This window comes from Rhizobium mesoamericanum STM3625 (assembly GCF_000312665.1).
In the GTDB taxonomy this organism is placed as follows: Bacteria; Pseudomonadota; Alphaproteobacteria; order Rhizobiales; family Rhizobiaceae; genus Rhizobium; species Rhizobium mesoamericanum.
The window spans coordinates 2,510,238-2,523,930 of the sequence record NZ_HF536772.1 but is presented as its reverse complement, the minus strand read 5'-3'; the positions used below and the strand labels follow the sequence as shown (position 1 = coordinate 2,523,930).

The following is a 13,693-nucleotide window of genomic DNA, read 5'->3' as shown; positions in this document are numbered from 1 at the left end:
CGGGCGATCTTCGCAAGGAAGGTCGGCAGCATGCCGATGGTGGCCGGATAGACGGTGCCGATCCTGATCTGGCGCATGCGGCTGCCGCCGGCCGCCCGCGTCAGCTCGGTGGTCAGATCGACCTCGCTGAGGATGCGCACACAGCGATCGTAGAAGGTTTCCCCTGCCCTGGTCAGCTCCACCCGCCTCGTCGAGCGGATGAAGAGCGCACAGCCAAGCTCCCTTTCCAGTGCCATCACATGATTGCTGAGCGCCGGCTGGGCAATCCGCACCCTCGCTGCCGCCCGGCCGAAGTGCAGTTCCTCGGCCACCGCCTTGAAATAGGAGAGCTGACGCAATTCCATTCTGATCCTACCTGACAGGTGACTCAGATACTTTAACGTGCACGTGTATCCACAGGACGCAATACGCCCAGTGAGCAACATTGATGACACCAAGGATACAGTGTATTTATATTGAGACAGCGCATTCGTCAATACCCTGTATCGAAATAAATACGAGGTCACGTTTTTTGAACTCCACTCAAGCGCGGGCGGCTCGTGCAATACTGAAGCTTGGCGTACGGGAAGTAGCCGAGTTAGCTAAAGTGACCGCCAACACCGTAAGCCGGGTTGAACAAGACGATCCCGGTCCCCGCGGGCCACAACCGGTCACCATCGAGGCGATCAAACGGGTATACGAAGCACGAGGAGTCATTTTCTTCGATGAAGGCCCCGCTCCTAACGGAGGAGCGGGTGTCCGCCTCGCAACATAGAGCTATTTGGGTCGCCCTGAAGGGATGTGAACTCTCGGCCACTTCCAAAACACGCTTCACCGCTTGCGCGTACGGACCGCACCTACGAGAGTGAGAGTGATCGTGACGCCTCATGTGCAAGGCGATCGTGGCGTTCGGTTTTCAGGCTGCCTACTTGCTTTGCGCAGCTGATTCCGAAGTATGCAAATGAATGCAGACGATCTAGGCTGACCACGACCGTTTGAATTCTTTAGATACGACGAGACGCACGGCTCGACCAGACAAATCCTTCTCAGCGGGCAGACAAATACCTGCAAGGCCCGTGCCCGCAGATGATCTTATCTATTCCGGCATACGCCATGGTGAGCGGCAGTCGAGTGGCGATTCTGCACTGGCTGTGGCTTTCGCATCAGCCAGGCGCAGAACGCCTTATGCCCTAAATATGATCGCGAAGCGTATCGGCGATCATTACATTCAGGCTCTGCGCCTTAACTCCAAGGGTAGCTTCAGAATCGAAGGAATCGACAAGCAACGGGTTTTCGAACAGGTAGCTCATCTCGACCAGCTCATGCAAACCGAATGCTTCCATCTGGGCGTGCGAGTATGTGCTGACAGCGAACGGATTGAGTACCTCGCTCGCGCGCTTGAAAATGATTTCCGGGCGGGTTCGCCGAGTGGATCGCTGTTTGCCGACAGCATCGGCATTGCGCTAGCGGTTCGCCTGCTGGAACTTGAGGAAAAGGAGCCCGAAAGAACGAGCCGCTTATCCGATCTCCAACTGAAGCGTGTGTTGGACTTCATTGAAGCCCAAATTCAAACGCCGCTTTCCTTGGACACGCTGAGCAAGGTCGCGGGCGTTAGCAATTCACATCTCAGGACCTGGTTCAAAGCCGCGACAGGACAAACGGTTCATCGATATGTACTCCGTCGCCGGATCGAGAAGGCGCGGCTATTGCTGCTCGCTAGCGACTTCAGCATCAGTGAGGTTGCACATCTGACGGGGTTTGCTCATCAGTCTCATCTTGCTCATTGGATGCGCCGCGAAATCGGGGAAACACCTCGCCGTTTGAAGTGCACGCGATGCTGAGCGATGGCAAATCGAGGTCGGCTGACATCGAATCCGCGCTGTAAAACAACCTCCTTTCAGAGGGGGGCCAATCTCGCGGAATCTGTGGTTGTGCATAAGTGTGCCTAGCAGGCCCGAATCCGCTTCAGGTGCCCGTCAGGTTTGGGTGTCAGAGCGGCGATGCTGCAACCATCCTGCTTCGAGACCTTCATGACGACGACGATCGCTTCTCGCCAGTTTCCTCGCTCCGGGAAAGCAGCGCTATCCTTCGTTGTCCTGCTCTTTCTCATCATTGGCAGCTATGCTCTCTATTTGAAAGCCACGAACAACTTCCACACGGTCGTCGCGGGCGAAGTGTACCGCTCGTCGCAACCATCCCCGCAAGCTATGGTGGATTTCTCGAAGCGCTATGGGATAAAAACGATCATCGACCTTCGCGGCGGGACAAACAGCCAAAGATGGAACGCCGAAGTCGAACAAGCAAAGGCGCTTGGCATCGAGCATATCGATTTCCCAATGTCGGCCTACAAGGAGCTTTCTCCGGAGCGGGCGAAGGAATTGATCCAAGTCATGAAAGACGCTCCGAAGCCGCTGCTGATACATTGCCTCTCCGGTGCCGACCGGACCGGACTCGCATCGGCCCTCTATTTGGCTGCGATCAGCAAGACGGACGAGAAGGTGGCGGAAGGACAGATGTCGATCTTCTACGGCCACATCGCGCTGCCAATAAGCCGTGCCTTTGCCATGGATCGTACCTTCGAAAAGCTGGAATCCTTCCTTGGCTTCCGTGAGTCCTGATGTTCTCATAAAATAATCTGCAACATTGACCTGCTACCGGTGGACGCGCGAGATATTGCGTCGCAAAAATGATTCCAGCTTTCCAATTCGGGGCCAGGTAAATGTTCCAGTACGATCTCGTTGTTGTGGGTAGCGGCCCGGCAGGCCGCCGCGGCGCAATCCAGGCGGCCAAGCTTGGCAAGAAGGTTCTGGTCATAGAACAGGGAAAGCGCGTCGGCGGCGTTTCGGTGCACACCGGTACAATTCCCTCCAAGACCCTGCGCGAAACAGCACTCAATCTCTCCGGCTGGCGCGAGCGTGGCTTCTACGGTCGATCCTATCGCGTGAAGGAAGAAATCAGCGCCGATGACCTCCGGCGGCGCCTACTAATCACCCTTGATCACGAAGTCGAAGTGCTGGAACACCAGTTCGCCCGAAACCGCGTCCAGCACATCAGAGGCAAGGCAAGCTTTGTCGATCCGTCGACCCTCGAAATCGTCAAGGACGATGGCGAAATCCTCAAGGTCACCGGGGCGAGCATCCTGCTAGCGGTCGGCACGAAGCCGTTTCGCCCTGACGACATCCCCTTCGACAGCAAGACCGTACTCGACAGTGACGAACTGCTCGACATCGCGGAGCTACCGCGTTCGATGGCAGTCATTGGGGCTGGTGTCATTGGCATCGAATATGCGACGATCTTCAGTGCACTGGATACCGCAGTCACCGTGATCGATCCCAAATCAACAATGCTTGATTTCATCGACCGGGAAATCGTCGAAGACTTCACCTATCAGCTGCGCGATCGCAACATGAAAATCCTGCTCGGTACCAAGGCCGACAAGGTGACGCGCCTGGACAACGGCAAGGTCGAATTGAAACTCGATAACGGTCGCCACCTGGTGACAGACATGGTTCTGTTCGCCGCCGGACGCATGGGGGCGACCGATACGCTCAACCTTAAAGCTGCGGGACTCGAAGCTGACAGCCGTGGCCGCCTCAAGGTCAATCCGGAGACATTCCAGACCTCCGTCCCGAGCATCTACGCCGCAGGCGACGTTGTCGGCTTCCCGAGCCTTGCGTCCACATCGATGGAACAGGGCCGCATCGCTGCCCGCGTTGCCATCGGTGCGGTCGCGAAGGAGCCGCCGAAATACTTCCCCTACGGCATCTACGCCGTGCCGGAGATTTCCACCTGCGGCCTGACCGAGGAAGAGATGAAGGAGCGCGGTATTCCCTATGAATGCGGCATCGCGCGTTTCCGCGAAACTTCGCGCGGACATATCATGGGCCTAGATACCGGGCTCTTGAAGCTCATTTTCTCTTTGAAGACGCGCCGCTTGCTTGGCGTCCACATTGTCGGCGAAGGAGCAACCGAGCTGGTTCACATCGGCCAGGCCGTGCTGAACCTCAAGGGAACGGTCGAATACTTCGTCGAAAACACATTCAATTATCCAACGCTCGCCGAAGCCTATAAAATCGCCGGTCTTGATGCGTGGAACCGTATGGGCGACATCAAGTCAGAGCTTTGATTGCCTGGCCAGGCCGCAGGCTTTTGACAATTTACTAACGAAAACAGAAACCTGACATACGGCCGAAATTCATTCGGTCTGACTTATTTGTGTCGAACAGCACCGGTAAAACCTTCGCTTGTATAATCCGCCGCGTCTGGTAGCGTCCATTTCCGGGGATTCCTCTTACCAGTGAGAAGACGTGCAAGATCTGTCCAAGACCGCCGAACGGAGTTTCCAGCTCATCCTCATCAAGCCGTCGCACTACGACGATGACGGCTATGTGATCCGGTGGTGGCGGGCGATGATCCCGTCCAACTCCTTGGCTGCGATTTATGGGATCGCGTCCGATTGCGCTAAGCGCAAGGTCCTCGGCCCCAATGTCGCAATCGATATTACGGTCATCGACGAGACGAACACGCGCGTCAACATCCAGGCACTCCTCAAGCGACTTGAGCAGCACGACAATTTCGGGATGGTCGCCCTCGTTGGCGTTCAGTCCAACCAGTATCCGCGGGCTCTCGACATCGCGCGCCCCTTCCGAAAGGCTGGTGTTCCGGTTTCCATGGGCGGCTTTCACGTGTCGGGGTGTCTTGCCATGCTCGACGGCAAGGCGGTCGGCCTGGACGCATGTCGTGAGATGGGCATCTCGATGTTTGCCGGAGAAGCCGAAGGCCGACTGGACCGGGTGCTGCAGGATGCCGCCAGCGGCAAGCTTGAGCCGCTTTACAATTTCATGAATGACTTGCCGAGCATCGAAGGTGCAGCGGTTCCGTTCCTTCCGAAAGCCAATGTGGCCCAAACGCTTGGTCTCAGCACGAGCTTCGATGCGGGCCGTGGTTGCCCTTATCAATGCTCCTTTTGCACCATCATCAATGTGCAGGGCCGCAAGTCACGCTTCCGCTCGGCGGATGATGTCGAAAAACTTGTGCGGATGAACTGGGCGCAAGGCATCCACAAGTTCTTTATCACCGACGATAATTTCGCGCGCAACAGGGATTGGGAAGCGATCTTCGACCGCCTGATCGAACTCAGGGAGAAGGACGGCATTCCGCTTGGATTGATGATCCAGGTCGACACGCTCTGCCACAAGATCCCGAACTTCATCGAAAAATCCAAGCGCGCCGGCGTCACACGCGTCTTCATCGGGCTTGAGAATGTCAACCCCGACAACCTGACTGCGGCCAAGAAGAACCAGAACAAGATCACTGAGTACCGGAAGATGCTACTTGCCTGGAAAGCCCAGGGCATCATGACGCTTGCCGGCTATATTCTGGGCTTCCCGGCTGACACGCCAGAGACGATCCGACGCGATATCGCCATCATCCAGCATGAATTGCCCTTGGACGTGATTGAATTCTTCGTGCTGACGCCGCTGCCTGGCTCGGAGGATCACCAGACCTTGTGGAAGAAAGGCGTCGAGATGGACGCCGATCTCAACATTTACGATGTCGAGCACGTCTGTACTGCGCACCCGAAGATGAGCAAGCAGGAATGGGAAGACATCTACCAGGAGGCCTGGTCACTCTACTATTCGCCCGAGCACCTGAAGACACTGCTGCGCCGGGCCGTTGTCACCGGCGTGCCACTTGCCAGCTTGGTCAAGATGCTCGTTTCATTCGCGACAACCGTGCCGCTGGAGAACGTTCATCCGCTGCAGAGCGGGCTGCTTCGTCTCAAGCATCCCTCCGAACGCCGCCCAGGTCTTCCGAGGGAGCACGCGGTCACGTTCTGGCCGCGCTTCATCTGGGAAACCTTTACCAAGCACTTGAAGCTGGGCGCCACCATTGCAAGCCTCGCAACGAGCGCCTTCTTCATCTCACGCGACAAGAAATCGAAGACCTACATGGATCAGGCGCTGACACCAGTTGGTGAGCACGAGGACGAGACGCTCGAGCTCTTCACCAAGACGGCAGGCGGTCGGGCTGCGGTCTCGCATATACACAAGGTCGCCGAGCTGACCCACGCGCACAAAACCGCGCGACCCGCGGTCTGAGCTTCTAGCATAGCGGGCGGACGGTCTACCTCTTCCAAGCACAATGCTCGTCGCAAGTGACTGGCGTCGAGCGGGACCAAGGGAACGGTGCCAGGCGTCAAGCGTCGTTGCCCTATAATCCTGCATTCTTGTGTGAGGACGAGATCATCTTTCGCGGTTGTCTCGCTCAACGCGAGCGCAGAGCTTTCAGCGGTTCGCTGCAGCCTCAATGAATAAAGGGTTTTGCTTTTTTCGAAAGGAAAGCTCTGGCGAGGCACGAATCAACCGCATCGCCATTGCGGTGCTGCAACCATCCAATGACAAACAAGGCCGGAGCATCATATCCGATGCTCCGGCCTTCAAATGTATAAGCCCCGCACGAGGCGGGGCTTTGGTAATTTCGATTAGCCGAAGATTACTCGGCGCTGTCCTCGGAAGCCTTCTTCTTCGGAGCAGCCTTCTTCTTCGCAGCTGCGGCTTCTTCGCCTTCAGCAGCTTCTGCCTTGGCAGCAGCTTTCTTCTTCGGAGCAGCCTTCTTTGCTCCCTTCTCGGAGGCTTCGCCTTCTTCGTCGGCGAGCAGTTCTTCCTTGGTCACCTTCTTGTCCGTGACGTCAATCTCGGTCAGCAGATGGTCGATGACCTTTTCTTCGAAGATCGGAGCGCGGATAGAGGCGGCCGCACCCGGCTGGCTGCGGAAGAAGTCGAGGATCTGCTTTTCCTGGCCTGGATACTGACGCAGCTGTTCGTAGATCGCGCGTTGCATTTCGTCTTCGCTCACTTCAACGCCGGCCTTTTCGCCGATTTCGGAGAGGACGAGGCCGAGGCGAACGCGGCGCTCGGCGAGCTTCTTGTACTCTTCGCGAGCCTGCTCTTCCGTCGTGTCTTCGTCTTCGAAGGTCTTGCCAGACTGAGCGAGGTCGTTTGCGACCTGGTTCCAGATGCCATTGTATTCGGCGTCGACGAGCGAGGCAGGCGTCTCGAACTTGTACATTTCGTCAAGCTGGTCGAGGATCTGGCGCTTGACCTTCTGGCGGGTCATCGAGCCGTACTGCGACTCGATCTGGCCGCGGACGATTTCCTTCAGACGGTCAGCCGATTCAAGGCCGAGCTTCTTTGCCAGTTCGTCGTTGATTTCAATGTCGGCCGGAGCGGCAACGTCCTTGACCGACACGTCGAAGGTCGCTTCCTGGCCAGCCAGGTTCTTGGCCGGATAGTCGGCCGGGAAGGTAACGGTGATGGTCTTCTCGTCACCAGCCTTGCTGCCGACCAGCTGGTCTTCGAAGCCTGGAATGAAGCGGCCGGAGCCTAGAACGAGTTCAGCGCCCTGGTCGGTGCCGCCGTCAAAGGCAACGCCGCCGACCTTGCCGACGTAGTCCATCGTGATGCGGTCGCCGTTGGCAGCCTTGCCCTTCTTGGTTTCGTAAGAGCGGGCGCTTTCGGCAACCTTCAGAACCTGCTCGTTGACTTCCTCGTCGGAGATGTCGACAACTTCACGCGTGATCTTGATGCCCTTGTTGGACTTCAGTTCGATCGGCGGCAGAACTTCGTAGGAGAGCGTGAACTCGAAGTCCTTCTGAGCGGCGAGGATCTGTTCTGCCTCGTCCTTGTCTTCCGTCATCGCGATTTCCGGCTGCGTCGCGGACTTTTCGCCGCGCTCTGCAAGAATTGCGGTCGGCTGCTCGCGCACGAGTTCGTTCACGAGATCGGCCATGATGGACTTGCCATAGACCTTCTTGAGGTGAGCGACAGGAACCTTACCCGGACGGAAGCCATTGATGCGGACCTTGTCCTTCACGTCGGCAAGACGCTCATTCATCTTGACTTCCATGTCCTTGGCCGGGATTACGACCTTGATTTCGCGCTTCAGCCCTTCAGCGAGCGTTTCGATAACCTGCATGTCTTCCTACCTTCATTTCGTGGCGGCCGTGCCCAGACGCCGTTCGTTTCGATGAGCACGACGCCGGAAAATTGCCGGGCGTGGCTTATTCTCAATTCTTCTTCGTTCCACCCTTGCGGAACGGCGCTTTGCTGCCGGGTAATCGAGGGACACCGGTTCCGGTCCCCCCGCCTGCAAGCAAGCTTTTGGTGCGGGTAGAGAGACTTGAACTCCCACGCCTTGCGGCACCAGAACCTAAATCTGGCGTGTCTACCAATTTCACCATACCCGCGTTCTCAAAAACCGCATGCATATGCCTGCACATGAGGCCTTCCGGAGCGCGGCGTCTCTATATCACCCGATTTGGTAGAGGCAAAGGAAAAATGAAGGACAAATGACAGTGTTTTCGCCCGCACTCGCAAGCCTCCACACTCATTGGCTCTCAACTTAGTAAAGCGGCTCGTCGTAAGCGGGCCTGCCATCGACGATGAGGCTCCTTATCTGCGCTGTCCCATCCGAACCGACGCGAATAGCAATGGAGACGTCACCGCCCTGCCGGGCCTTCTCCAGGGCCGTCCCTTGCCCTTCAGGAACATAGTAGCGCTCAATCCCGTACTCGACGCGGATATGGTCGGCGGAATTGGGACCGTCACTATAGAAGGGTCTGCTGCGCACAACCACAGTCCCCGGCTCTTCTTTCAGGCGTTCGAAGGATGATTCGACAATGCCGAAAAAACCGTCCTCACCGGGCTTCAACCGCACCCAGAGGCTCTTCCTGCCTTGATCCTGCGGCACGCCACCAACAATCGACGCGACTGGGACCGAGGAGATATCGTAGTTCAGCACAACATAGTCTCCGCGTAAAAAGTCACGAGGATCGACGGGCGCAGTCTTCAGGAGAGCGTCAGCGCCGCTTCTCAAAATCGACGCGCGGCTCTCAATGACATAGCCGAGAATGGCGGTCTGCAGGGCTGCCACGATAATTGCGGCGACAACATAGCGACGCCCGGAGTTCTGCTTCGTGAAGATGCTCATCGGGTTGCCTCCAGGTTTCTCACGGCAAATCGCCGCTCGAGACGAATGACGATCCACGCAACGGCAGCGACGAAAAGCCCGGAGAACAAGAAGAGGCTCGAGGTGCCGAGAATCGATCCGACCGTCACCGATGCAAGATAGAGCATCTCGACGGCAAACGCCGTGTACGCAAGATAGCGCACCGCACCGTTGTTGCGCCCCTGAAGCGCTATCGCAAGCACCGCGGCCCCCAGCGTCGCGAGCGCCAATGCTACAAATTGCCAGCCATGCTCCAGTTCAACATGCAGGAGAGACAGACCAATCACGGTGACGAGGAATGTGTAGAAGGCGGGAGCGGAGCCGGCGCTCCTGATGAGCGTAAAACGTTGCGACAGTGGCAAACTGACAAGCACGAAAGCAAGCATGCCGCCGACGGCATAGGCGAGCGCGAGCCAGAAATTCTCGTTCACCGCATAGAGCCACGTAAGCCAACCGACCAAAAGCAGATATGCGAGGTGACGCACGCGGTCTGCTCCGGTAAAGCGCACGAGACCAATAACCACCGCTGCCATGAGCGGCACAATCCAAGGCTCGAGCCCGACCCATCGCATGTCATAGGTGTTGAGATAGGCGGCGAAGGTAGCCCAGGACAGAAAGCCCGCCACCGCGGCAACGACGCCGGACCGGAACAGAACCGCCGACACCACCGCGATGGCAAACCAGAGATACATCACTGTCAATTCGTCGCCCGAAAGCTGGTACATCTGCCCGACCAGCGAAATTGCCCCGCCAAAGGACAAGGTGCCAATCACGAGCAGTCCGCTCGCCGCGGCGATCGCGTTGCGCCTCAGCATGACCGCTGCACCGAGATGCACGGTCCAAATAACCGCAAAAATGACCGCGAGGCGCACAAGCCGCGGAATGGCCTCCCAGTTCGAGGCGACAACAAGCAGGATGGACGCCCCAAGCAGGATTGCCGCAAGGATCATCAAAACCTTGCCGAGGCTGAAGCTTGCCGGGCGGCCATCAAATTCACTCAGCAGCGTTAAAGCGGTTGCTTCCGGCAAAAGCCCCTTTTCGACCCAAACCGAAAGGTCTCGCTTTAATCGACCGCGGTACATGCCCTACTCCGTGCAAATGCGCGATGATGCGCTTGTCCCTGCTTTATAGCTAGTCGTGGAGCATCAGGGAAATATTCCCACACAAATTCCTCACTAGACAAAGTCGGGGCTCACATTAACCGATCAATAACAGCAAATCTCTAATATAAAGATTTCTACCCAGAGCCATGCGTCCAGTGCATCGCCATCATGTATATATTGCACTGCAAAATCCGCGAAGAGCGGTCTACATTACGTTTCAAAGAGCAGGGAATGGCGTCCTTGCCCCGGTCTTCCCGGAAGCCTTCGAAGATGATCTTCGTAACGAAATTCGGAGCTGCGCACTCCTCCTCCCAGCGCCCTCCGATGGACTGACAACACTCCTCCTCCCCAGTTGTCAGTCGCCTCAATGACGCCCACCGGATCCTCCCCCGGTGGGCGTTTGGTTTTCGGGGGCCTAGAGAACTACAATCCTGTTTCTGCAATGCAATCAGGGCATCGACCGCAACTTAACTCGCGAAGAAACGCGCGCATGAGAGGCGGCATCGTTCTATGAGAGGCACGATCGACGACCTCGACGGCAGTTGAGCCTTCTCCACCTGAGGCGCCATGTGTCCGATCGAACCGACTGGGGAAGCAAATATCGACTGCGCTCGCCTCGACGCCGCTCTGCCTATCGATTAATCACAAATTGACCAAATCGTCCGATCCACGGCCACAGACTTGCATAGAATGCATAGGTGCTCTGAAATCTTGTCTCTGTTACCGCTTCGCAGTGCAACATATATTCCGGGTCATCAAGTAGAGGTCAGCGCCGATTGGCGGCAGCTGGCAAATTCCAAGCCCTACGAAAGGGGATCAAAATGAACTTCGCACGCTCTTTCAACAACTGGCGCAAGTATCGTCAGACGGTTACCGAACTCGGCCGCATGACCAACCGCGAATTGCACGACCTCGGTATCGACCGCTCTGACATCCATCGCGTTGCTCGCGAGGCTTCTGCCCGCTAATCCAAGCGATCCGCTATCCTCCCAAGCAGATCGCCTTGCCAAAACGCCCGCTGCCCCTGGCAACGGGCGTTTTCTTTTGTCCGCCAACCAGCTTCCGCAACAGTTGCATTCACATTCCCCCCATTTTTGGCAGCGCTCAGAGAATAATCATTGCATCGGAAATGAGCATCGCATGCACAATTGCATAGCAGATGCCTTTTCTTTGCACTGCACAATACGAGAGGGAACATCTATATGAATGGCAACGATGAGACGGCGATGGCGCTGCTCTCAACGACCATTCTGAGGAAGATGAAGATGAACCCGATCCGCATTGCAAAGAGCTGGATGAGCTACCGCCGTACGCTTAGCGAACTTGGCAGCCTTTCCAACCAGACGCTCGCCGACATTGGCGTTAGCCGCTACGACATTCGCAATATCGCTTCCCGCTCGTTCCGCTAATAGCGGCGAGCGTGAAGCTTCCAAGACGGCGCCATTGGCGCCGTTTTTGATTCCGGGCCTTTCGCAGAGAACTGGCGCCGTCTAGCGATACGATCGCGAACCCAAATCCCGAAGAAAACTCGATAGCTGCAGCAGTGTGAACGCACGACAAGGCAGGATTTGATCTGAGCTGCCCTGTTGATACAGCGACCACACCGGTTCTTTAGGGTGGACTAATATTAACCATTATGAAACTATCCGGCCGCTTTCATAACGGAGACATGCCCAATGTGCCGATACAATCTTCGCATGGAAGACGGTTTGTGGACCGTCATCGATGCCACGACACAACGACCGGCCGAACTGAACGGCGTTCAGATGGCTCGGATGACGTGGCGCGAAGCATGCGACATGGTCGATATCCTGAACAATCTCGACCGATTAAGCTTCTTGTCAAAACGCTACGAAAGCTCGGCCAGTACCGTGGCTTAAGGATAGATGCGGCCGCTACGGCACGGCCCGGGCGGTTTCGAGGCTGAAACCGCCTCGGCATCGAGACCACCCGGCCGCTAGAGGTAAAGGGCCTTTATCTTCTGAACGGCGAAATCCACGAACGCACGTGTCTTGGCCGAGACATGCCTGCCCTCGATGTGGACGACGTGGATCGGCAACGGCTCCTCTTCAAACTCATCAAGTACTGTTTTCAGCCGACCGGCAGCAATATGTTCTGCCACCTGATAGGACAACGTCCGGGTCAGGCCCCAGCCGGTCACGGCTGCGGAGATCGATGCATCGACAGTATTGCAGTACATCCGCGGGTGCAGCTTGACCGGCGTATGGTTCGGCGCAAAGTGCCAGTCCAACGGTGCCGATGACCCTGTATTGACGATGGTTACGTGCCGGGTGAGGTCGGCCGGGATTGCCGGTTCGCCATGGCGCCCGAAGTAGGCCGGCGCCCCGCAGACAACGCGTCGCACGCTACCGACCTTTATTGCCCGGTGGACCGAATCCTGAAGATGGCCAATACGGATGGCGACATCGATGCCCTCCTCTACCAGGTTGACCATGCGATCGAAGAAGAGGACCCGTCCGGTGACGGCCGGGTGCATCGTGAGAAACTCGGTCACGATCGGGACGATATGGATCTGACCGAACAGCACCGGTGCAGTAATTGTCAGTATGCCTGACGCCGTTGAATGAGATCCACCAGCCGAGGCTTCCGCCTCGTCGATATCGCTGAGGATCCGTCTGCAGTCATCGGCATATCGGCTTCCCGAGGGCGTCAGCTTCACCGAGCGCGTTGAGCGCACGAACAGCCTCGCCCCTGTGGCCTCTTCCAGAAAGGCAACCGCGCGCGTGACAGCCGGAGGGCTCATGTGAAGTTGGCGCGCCGCCTGCGCAAAGCTCGCCGTCTCGGCGACCTTGACCAAAACCCTCATGCATTGAAGTCGATCCATAGTTTATTCCGTTCTCAGAAATAGTATCTTTCATACTATCATCATTAACCACACAATCTGAAACAATTATCGTCTGATCACCAACACGGAGATCAGCCTGATGAAACTCTATTCGCATCCGCTCTCGGGCCACGCCCACCGCGCCCGTCTCTTCCTCTCTCTTATCGGTGCCACGGCCGATATCGTGGACGTCGACCTGTCGGCGGGTGAGCACAAGAGCCCCGATTTCCTGGCGCTTAACCCATTTGGACAGCTGCCCGTGCTTCAGGACGGCGACGTTGTCATCAGCGATTCCAACGCCATCCTCGTCTATCTTGGCAAGAAGTATGCCTCAGAGGGATGGCTGCCGGAGGAGCCGGCGGCAGCGGCGGCAGTTCAACGCTGGTTGTCGGTCGCGGCGGGCGAAATCGCCTATGGCCCAGGCGCGGCACGTCTTGTGACCTTATTCGGAGCGAAATTTGACACCGAAGAGGTGATCGCGAGAGCTCATCGCATTCTTGGCCTTATCGACACGCATCTGGTCGGTCGCGAATGGGTCGCCACGACGCGACCGACGATCGCCGACGTCGCCCTTTACAGCTATATCGCCCGGGCGCCTGAGGGTAACGTCGACCGGTCCGCCTACCGTAACGTAACGGCCTGGCTCGAGCGGATAGAAGCGCTTCCCGGCTTTCAATCCTTCCAGAAATCACCCGTCGGCATTGTCGAGGCGGCTTGACGCGTTTGATCGCCGTGCCCGACCCAAAACCGTCATGGA

General features: G+C 57.1%; 13 protein-coding genes and 1 tRNA gene. 8 read left to right on the top strand and 6 right to left on the bottom strand.

Features of this window, described 5'->3' with window-relative positions; all coding sequences use genetic code 11:
• The coding region (locus BN77_RS34765; protein ID WP_040677097.1) for a LysR family transcriptional regulator at positions 1 to 344 on the bottom strand (344 nt) is incomplete at its 3' end.
• Positions 345 to 1,175: 831 nt separating this feature from the next.
• Between BN77_RS34765 and BN77_RS12425 the strand changes: the two genes are divergently transcribed.
• From BN77_RS12425 to BN77_RS12410, 4 genes are all read left to right on the top strand, one after another.
• Positions 1,176 to 1,820, top strand: coding sequence for an AraC family transcriptional regulator (locus BN77_RS12425; RefSeq protein ID WP_007532249.1), 645 nt, complete (start codon positions 1,176 to 1,178; stop codon positions 1,818 to 1,820).
• Between the two features lie 159 nt (positions 1,821 to 1,979).
• Positions 1,980 to 2,597, top strand: coding sequence for a dual specificity protein phosphatase family protein (locus BN77_RS12420; RefSeq protein ID WP_007532246.1), 618 nt, complete (start codon positions 1,980 to 1,982; stop codon positions 2,595 to 2,597).
• A 101-nt stretch (positions 2,598 to 2,698) separates the two neighbouring features.
• The gene (sthA, locus tag BN77_RS12415) at positions 2,699 to 4,105 is read left to right on the top strand and encodes a Si-specific NAD(P)(+) transhydrogenase (protein WP_007532245.1); all 1,407 of its coding nucleotides are present in this window, start codon (positions 2,699 to 2,701) and stop codon (positions 4,103 to 4,105) included.
• A 181-nt stretch (positions 4,106 to 4,286) separates the two neighbouring features.
• Entirely contained in the window at positions 4,287 to 6,080 is a 1,794-nt protein-coding gene (locus BN77_RS12410) for a B12-binding domain-containing radical SAM protein (RefSeq protein WP_007532243.1), read from the top strand.
• A gap of 394 nt (positions 6,081 to 6,474) precedes the next feature.
• Here the strand turns inward: BN77_RS12410 and tig are convergent, their stop codons facing one another.
• From tig to BN77_RS12390, 4 genes are all read right to left on the bottom strand, one after another.
• Positions 6,475 to 7,956: a trigger factor gene (tig, locus tag BN77_RS12405; protein ID WP_007532242.1), complete on the bottom strand. Its 1,482-nt coding sequence runs from the start codon at positions 7,954 to 7,956 to the stop codon at positions 6,475 to 6,477.
• A gap of 186 nt (positions 7,957 to 8,142) precedes the next feature.
• A tRNA-Leu gene (locus BN77_RS12400) sits at positions 8,143 to 8,227 on the bottom strand.
• A 155-nt stretch (positions 8,228 to 8,382) separates the two neighbouring features.
• Positions 8,383 to 8,970, bottom strand: a complete 588-nt coding sequence (locus BN77_RS12395) for a GDYXXLXY domain-containing protein (RefSeq protein WP_007532239.1) — start codon at positions 8,968 to 8,970, stop codon at positions 8,383 to 8,385.
• Entirely contained in the window at positions 8,967 to 10,070 is a 1,104-nt protein-coding gene (locus BN77_RS12390; protein ID WP_007532238.1) for a DUF2157 domain-containing protein, read from the bottom strand. Before BN77_RS12390 ends, BN77_RS12395 begins: the two co-directional genes overlap by 4 nt.
• Before the next feature lie 842 nt (positions 10,071 to 10,912).
• Here BN77_RS12390 and BN77_RS32080 point away from each other — a divergent pair.
• The 3 genes from BN77_RS32080 (at position 10,913) to BN77_RS12380 (ending at position 11,971) form a co-directional block, all read left to right on the top strand.
• The gene (locus BN77_RS32080) at positions 10,913 to 11,059 is read left to right on the top strand and encodes a DUF1127 domain-containing protein (protein ID WP_007532236.1); all 147 of its coding nucleotides are present in this window, start codon (positions 10,913 to 10,915) and stop codon (positions 11,057 to 11,059) included.
• A 297-nt stretch (positions 11,060 to 11,356) separates the two neighbouring features.
• On the top strand, positions 11,357 to 11,500 hold the full coding sequence (locus BN77_RS12385; protein ID WP_081593574.1) for a DUF1127 domain-containing protein: 144 nt from the start codon (positions 11,357 to 11,359) through the stop codon (positions 11,498 to 11,500).
• A gap of 267 nt (positions 11,501 to 11,767) precedes the next feature.
• Positions 11,768 to 11,971 (top strand): hypothetical protein, encoded by a 204-nt coding sequence (locus BN77_RS12380; protein WP_007532232.1) that lies wholly within the window; start codon positions 11,768 to 11,770, stop codon positions 11,969 to 11,971.
• A 77-nt stretch (positions 11,972 to 12,048) separates the two neighbouring features.
• On the opposite strand, the gene BN77_RS12375 is transcribed toward BN77_RS12380, so the two are convergent.
• Entirely contained in the window at positions 12,049 to 12,936 is an 888-nt protein-coding gene (locus tag BN77_RS12375) for a LysR family transcriptional regulator (protein WP_007532230.1), read from the bottom strand.
• A 100-nt stretch (positions 12,937 to 13,036) separates the two neighbouring features.
• Between BN77_RS12375 and BN77_RS12370 the strand changes: the two genes are divergently transcribed.
• Positions 13,037 to 13,654, top strand: coding sequence for a glutathione S-transferase family protein (locus BN77_RS12370; RefSeq protein WP_007532228.1), 618 nt, complete (start codon positions 13,037 to 13,039; stop codon positions 13,652 to 13,654).
• Positions 13,655 to 13,693 lie beyond the last annotated feature (39 nt).

Bases quoted from the DNA above. Each gene is read 5' to 3' on its own strand.
- BN77_RS12375 (WP_007532230.1), bottom strand. From the start codon at position 12,936: ATGGATCGACTTCAATGCATGAGGGTTTTGGTCAAGGTCGCCGAGACG.
- BN77_RS12425 (WP_007532249.1), top strand. From the start codon at position 1,176: ATGATCGCGAAGCGTATCGGCGATCATTACATTCAGGCTCTGCGCCTT.
- BN77_RS32080 (WP_007532236.1), top strand. From the start codon at position 10,913: ATGAACTTCGCACGCTCTTTCAACAACTGGCGCAAGTATCGTCAGACG.
- BN77_RS12380 (WP_007532232.1), top strand. From the start codon at position 11,768: ATGTGCCGATACAATCTTCGCATGGAAGACGGTTTGTGGACCGTCATC.
- BN77_RS12420 (WP_007532246.1), top strand. From the start codon at position 1,980: ATGCTGCAACCATCCTGCTTCGAGACCTTCATGACGACGACGATCGCT.
- BN77_RS12390 (WP_007532238.1), bottom strand. From the start codon at position 10,070: ATGTACCGCGGTCGATTAAAGCGAGACCTTTCGGTTTGGGTCGAAAAG.
- BN77_RS12385 (WP_081593574.1), top strand. From the start codon at position 11,357: ATGAACCCGATCCGCATTGCAAAGAGCTGGATGAGCTACCGCCGTACG.
- BN77_RS12395 (WP_007532239.1), bottom strand. From the start codon at position 8,970: ATGAGCATCTTCACGAAGCAGAACTCCGGGCGTCGCTATGTTGTCGCC.
- tig (WP_007532242.1), bottom strand. From the start codon at position 7,956: ATGCAGGTTATCGAAACGCTCGCTGAAGGGCTGAAGCGCGAAATCAAG.
- sthA (WP_007532245.1), top strand. From the start codon at position 2,699: ATGTTCCAGTACGATCTCGTTGTTGTGGGTAGCGGCCCGGCAGGCCGC.
- BN77_RS12370 (WP_007532228.1), top strand. From the start codon at position 13,037: ATGAAACTCTATTCGCATCCGCTCTCGGGCCACGCCCACCGCGCCCGT.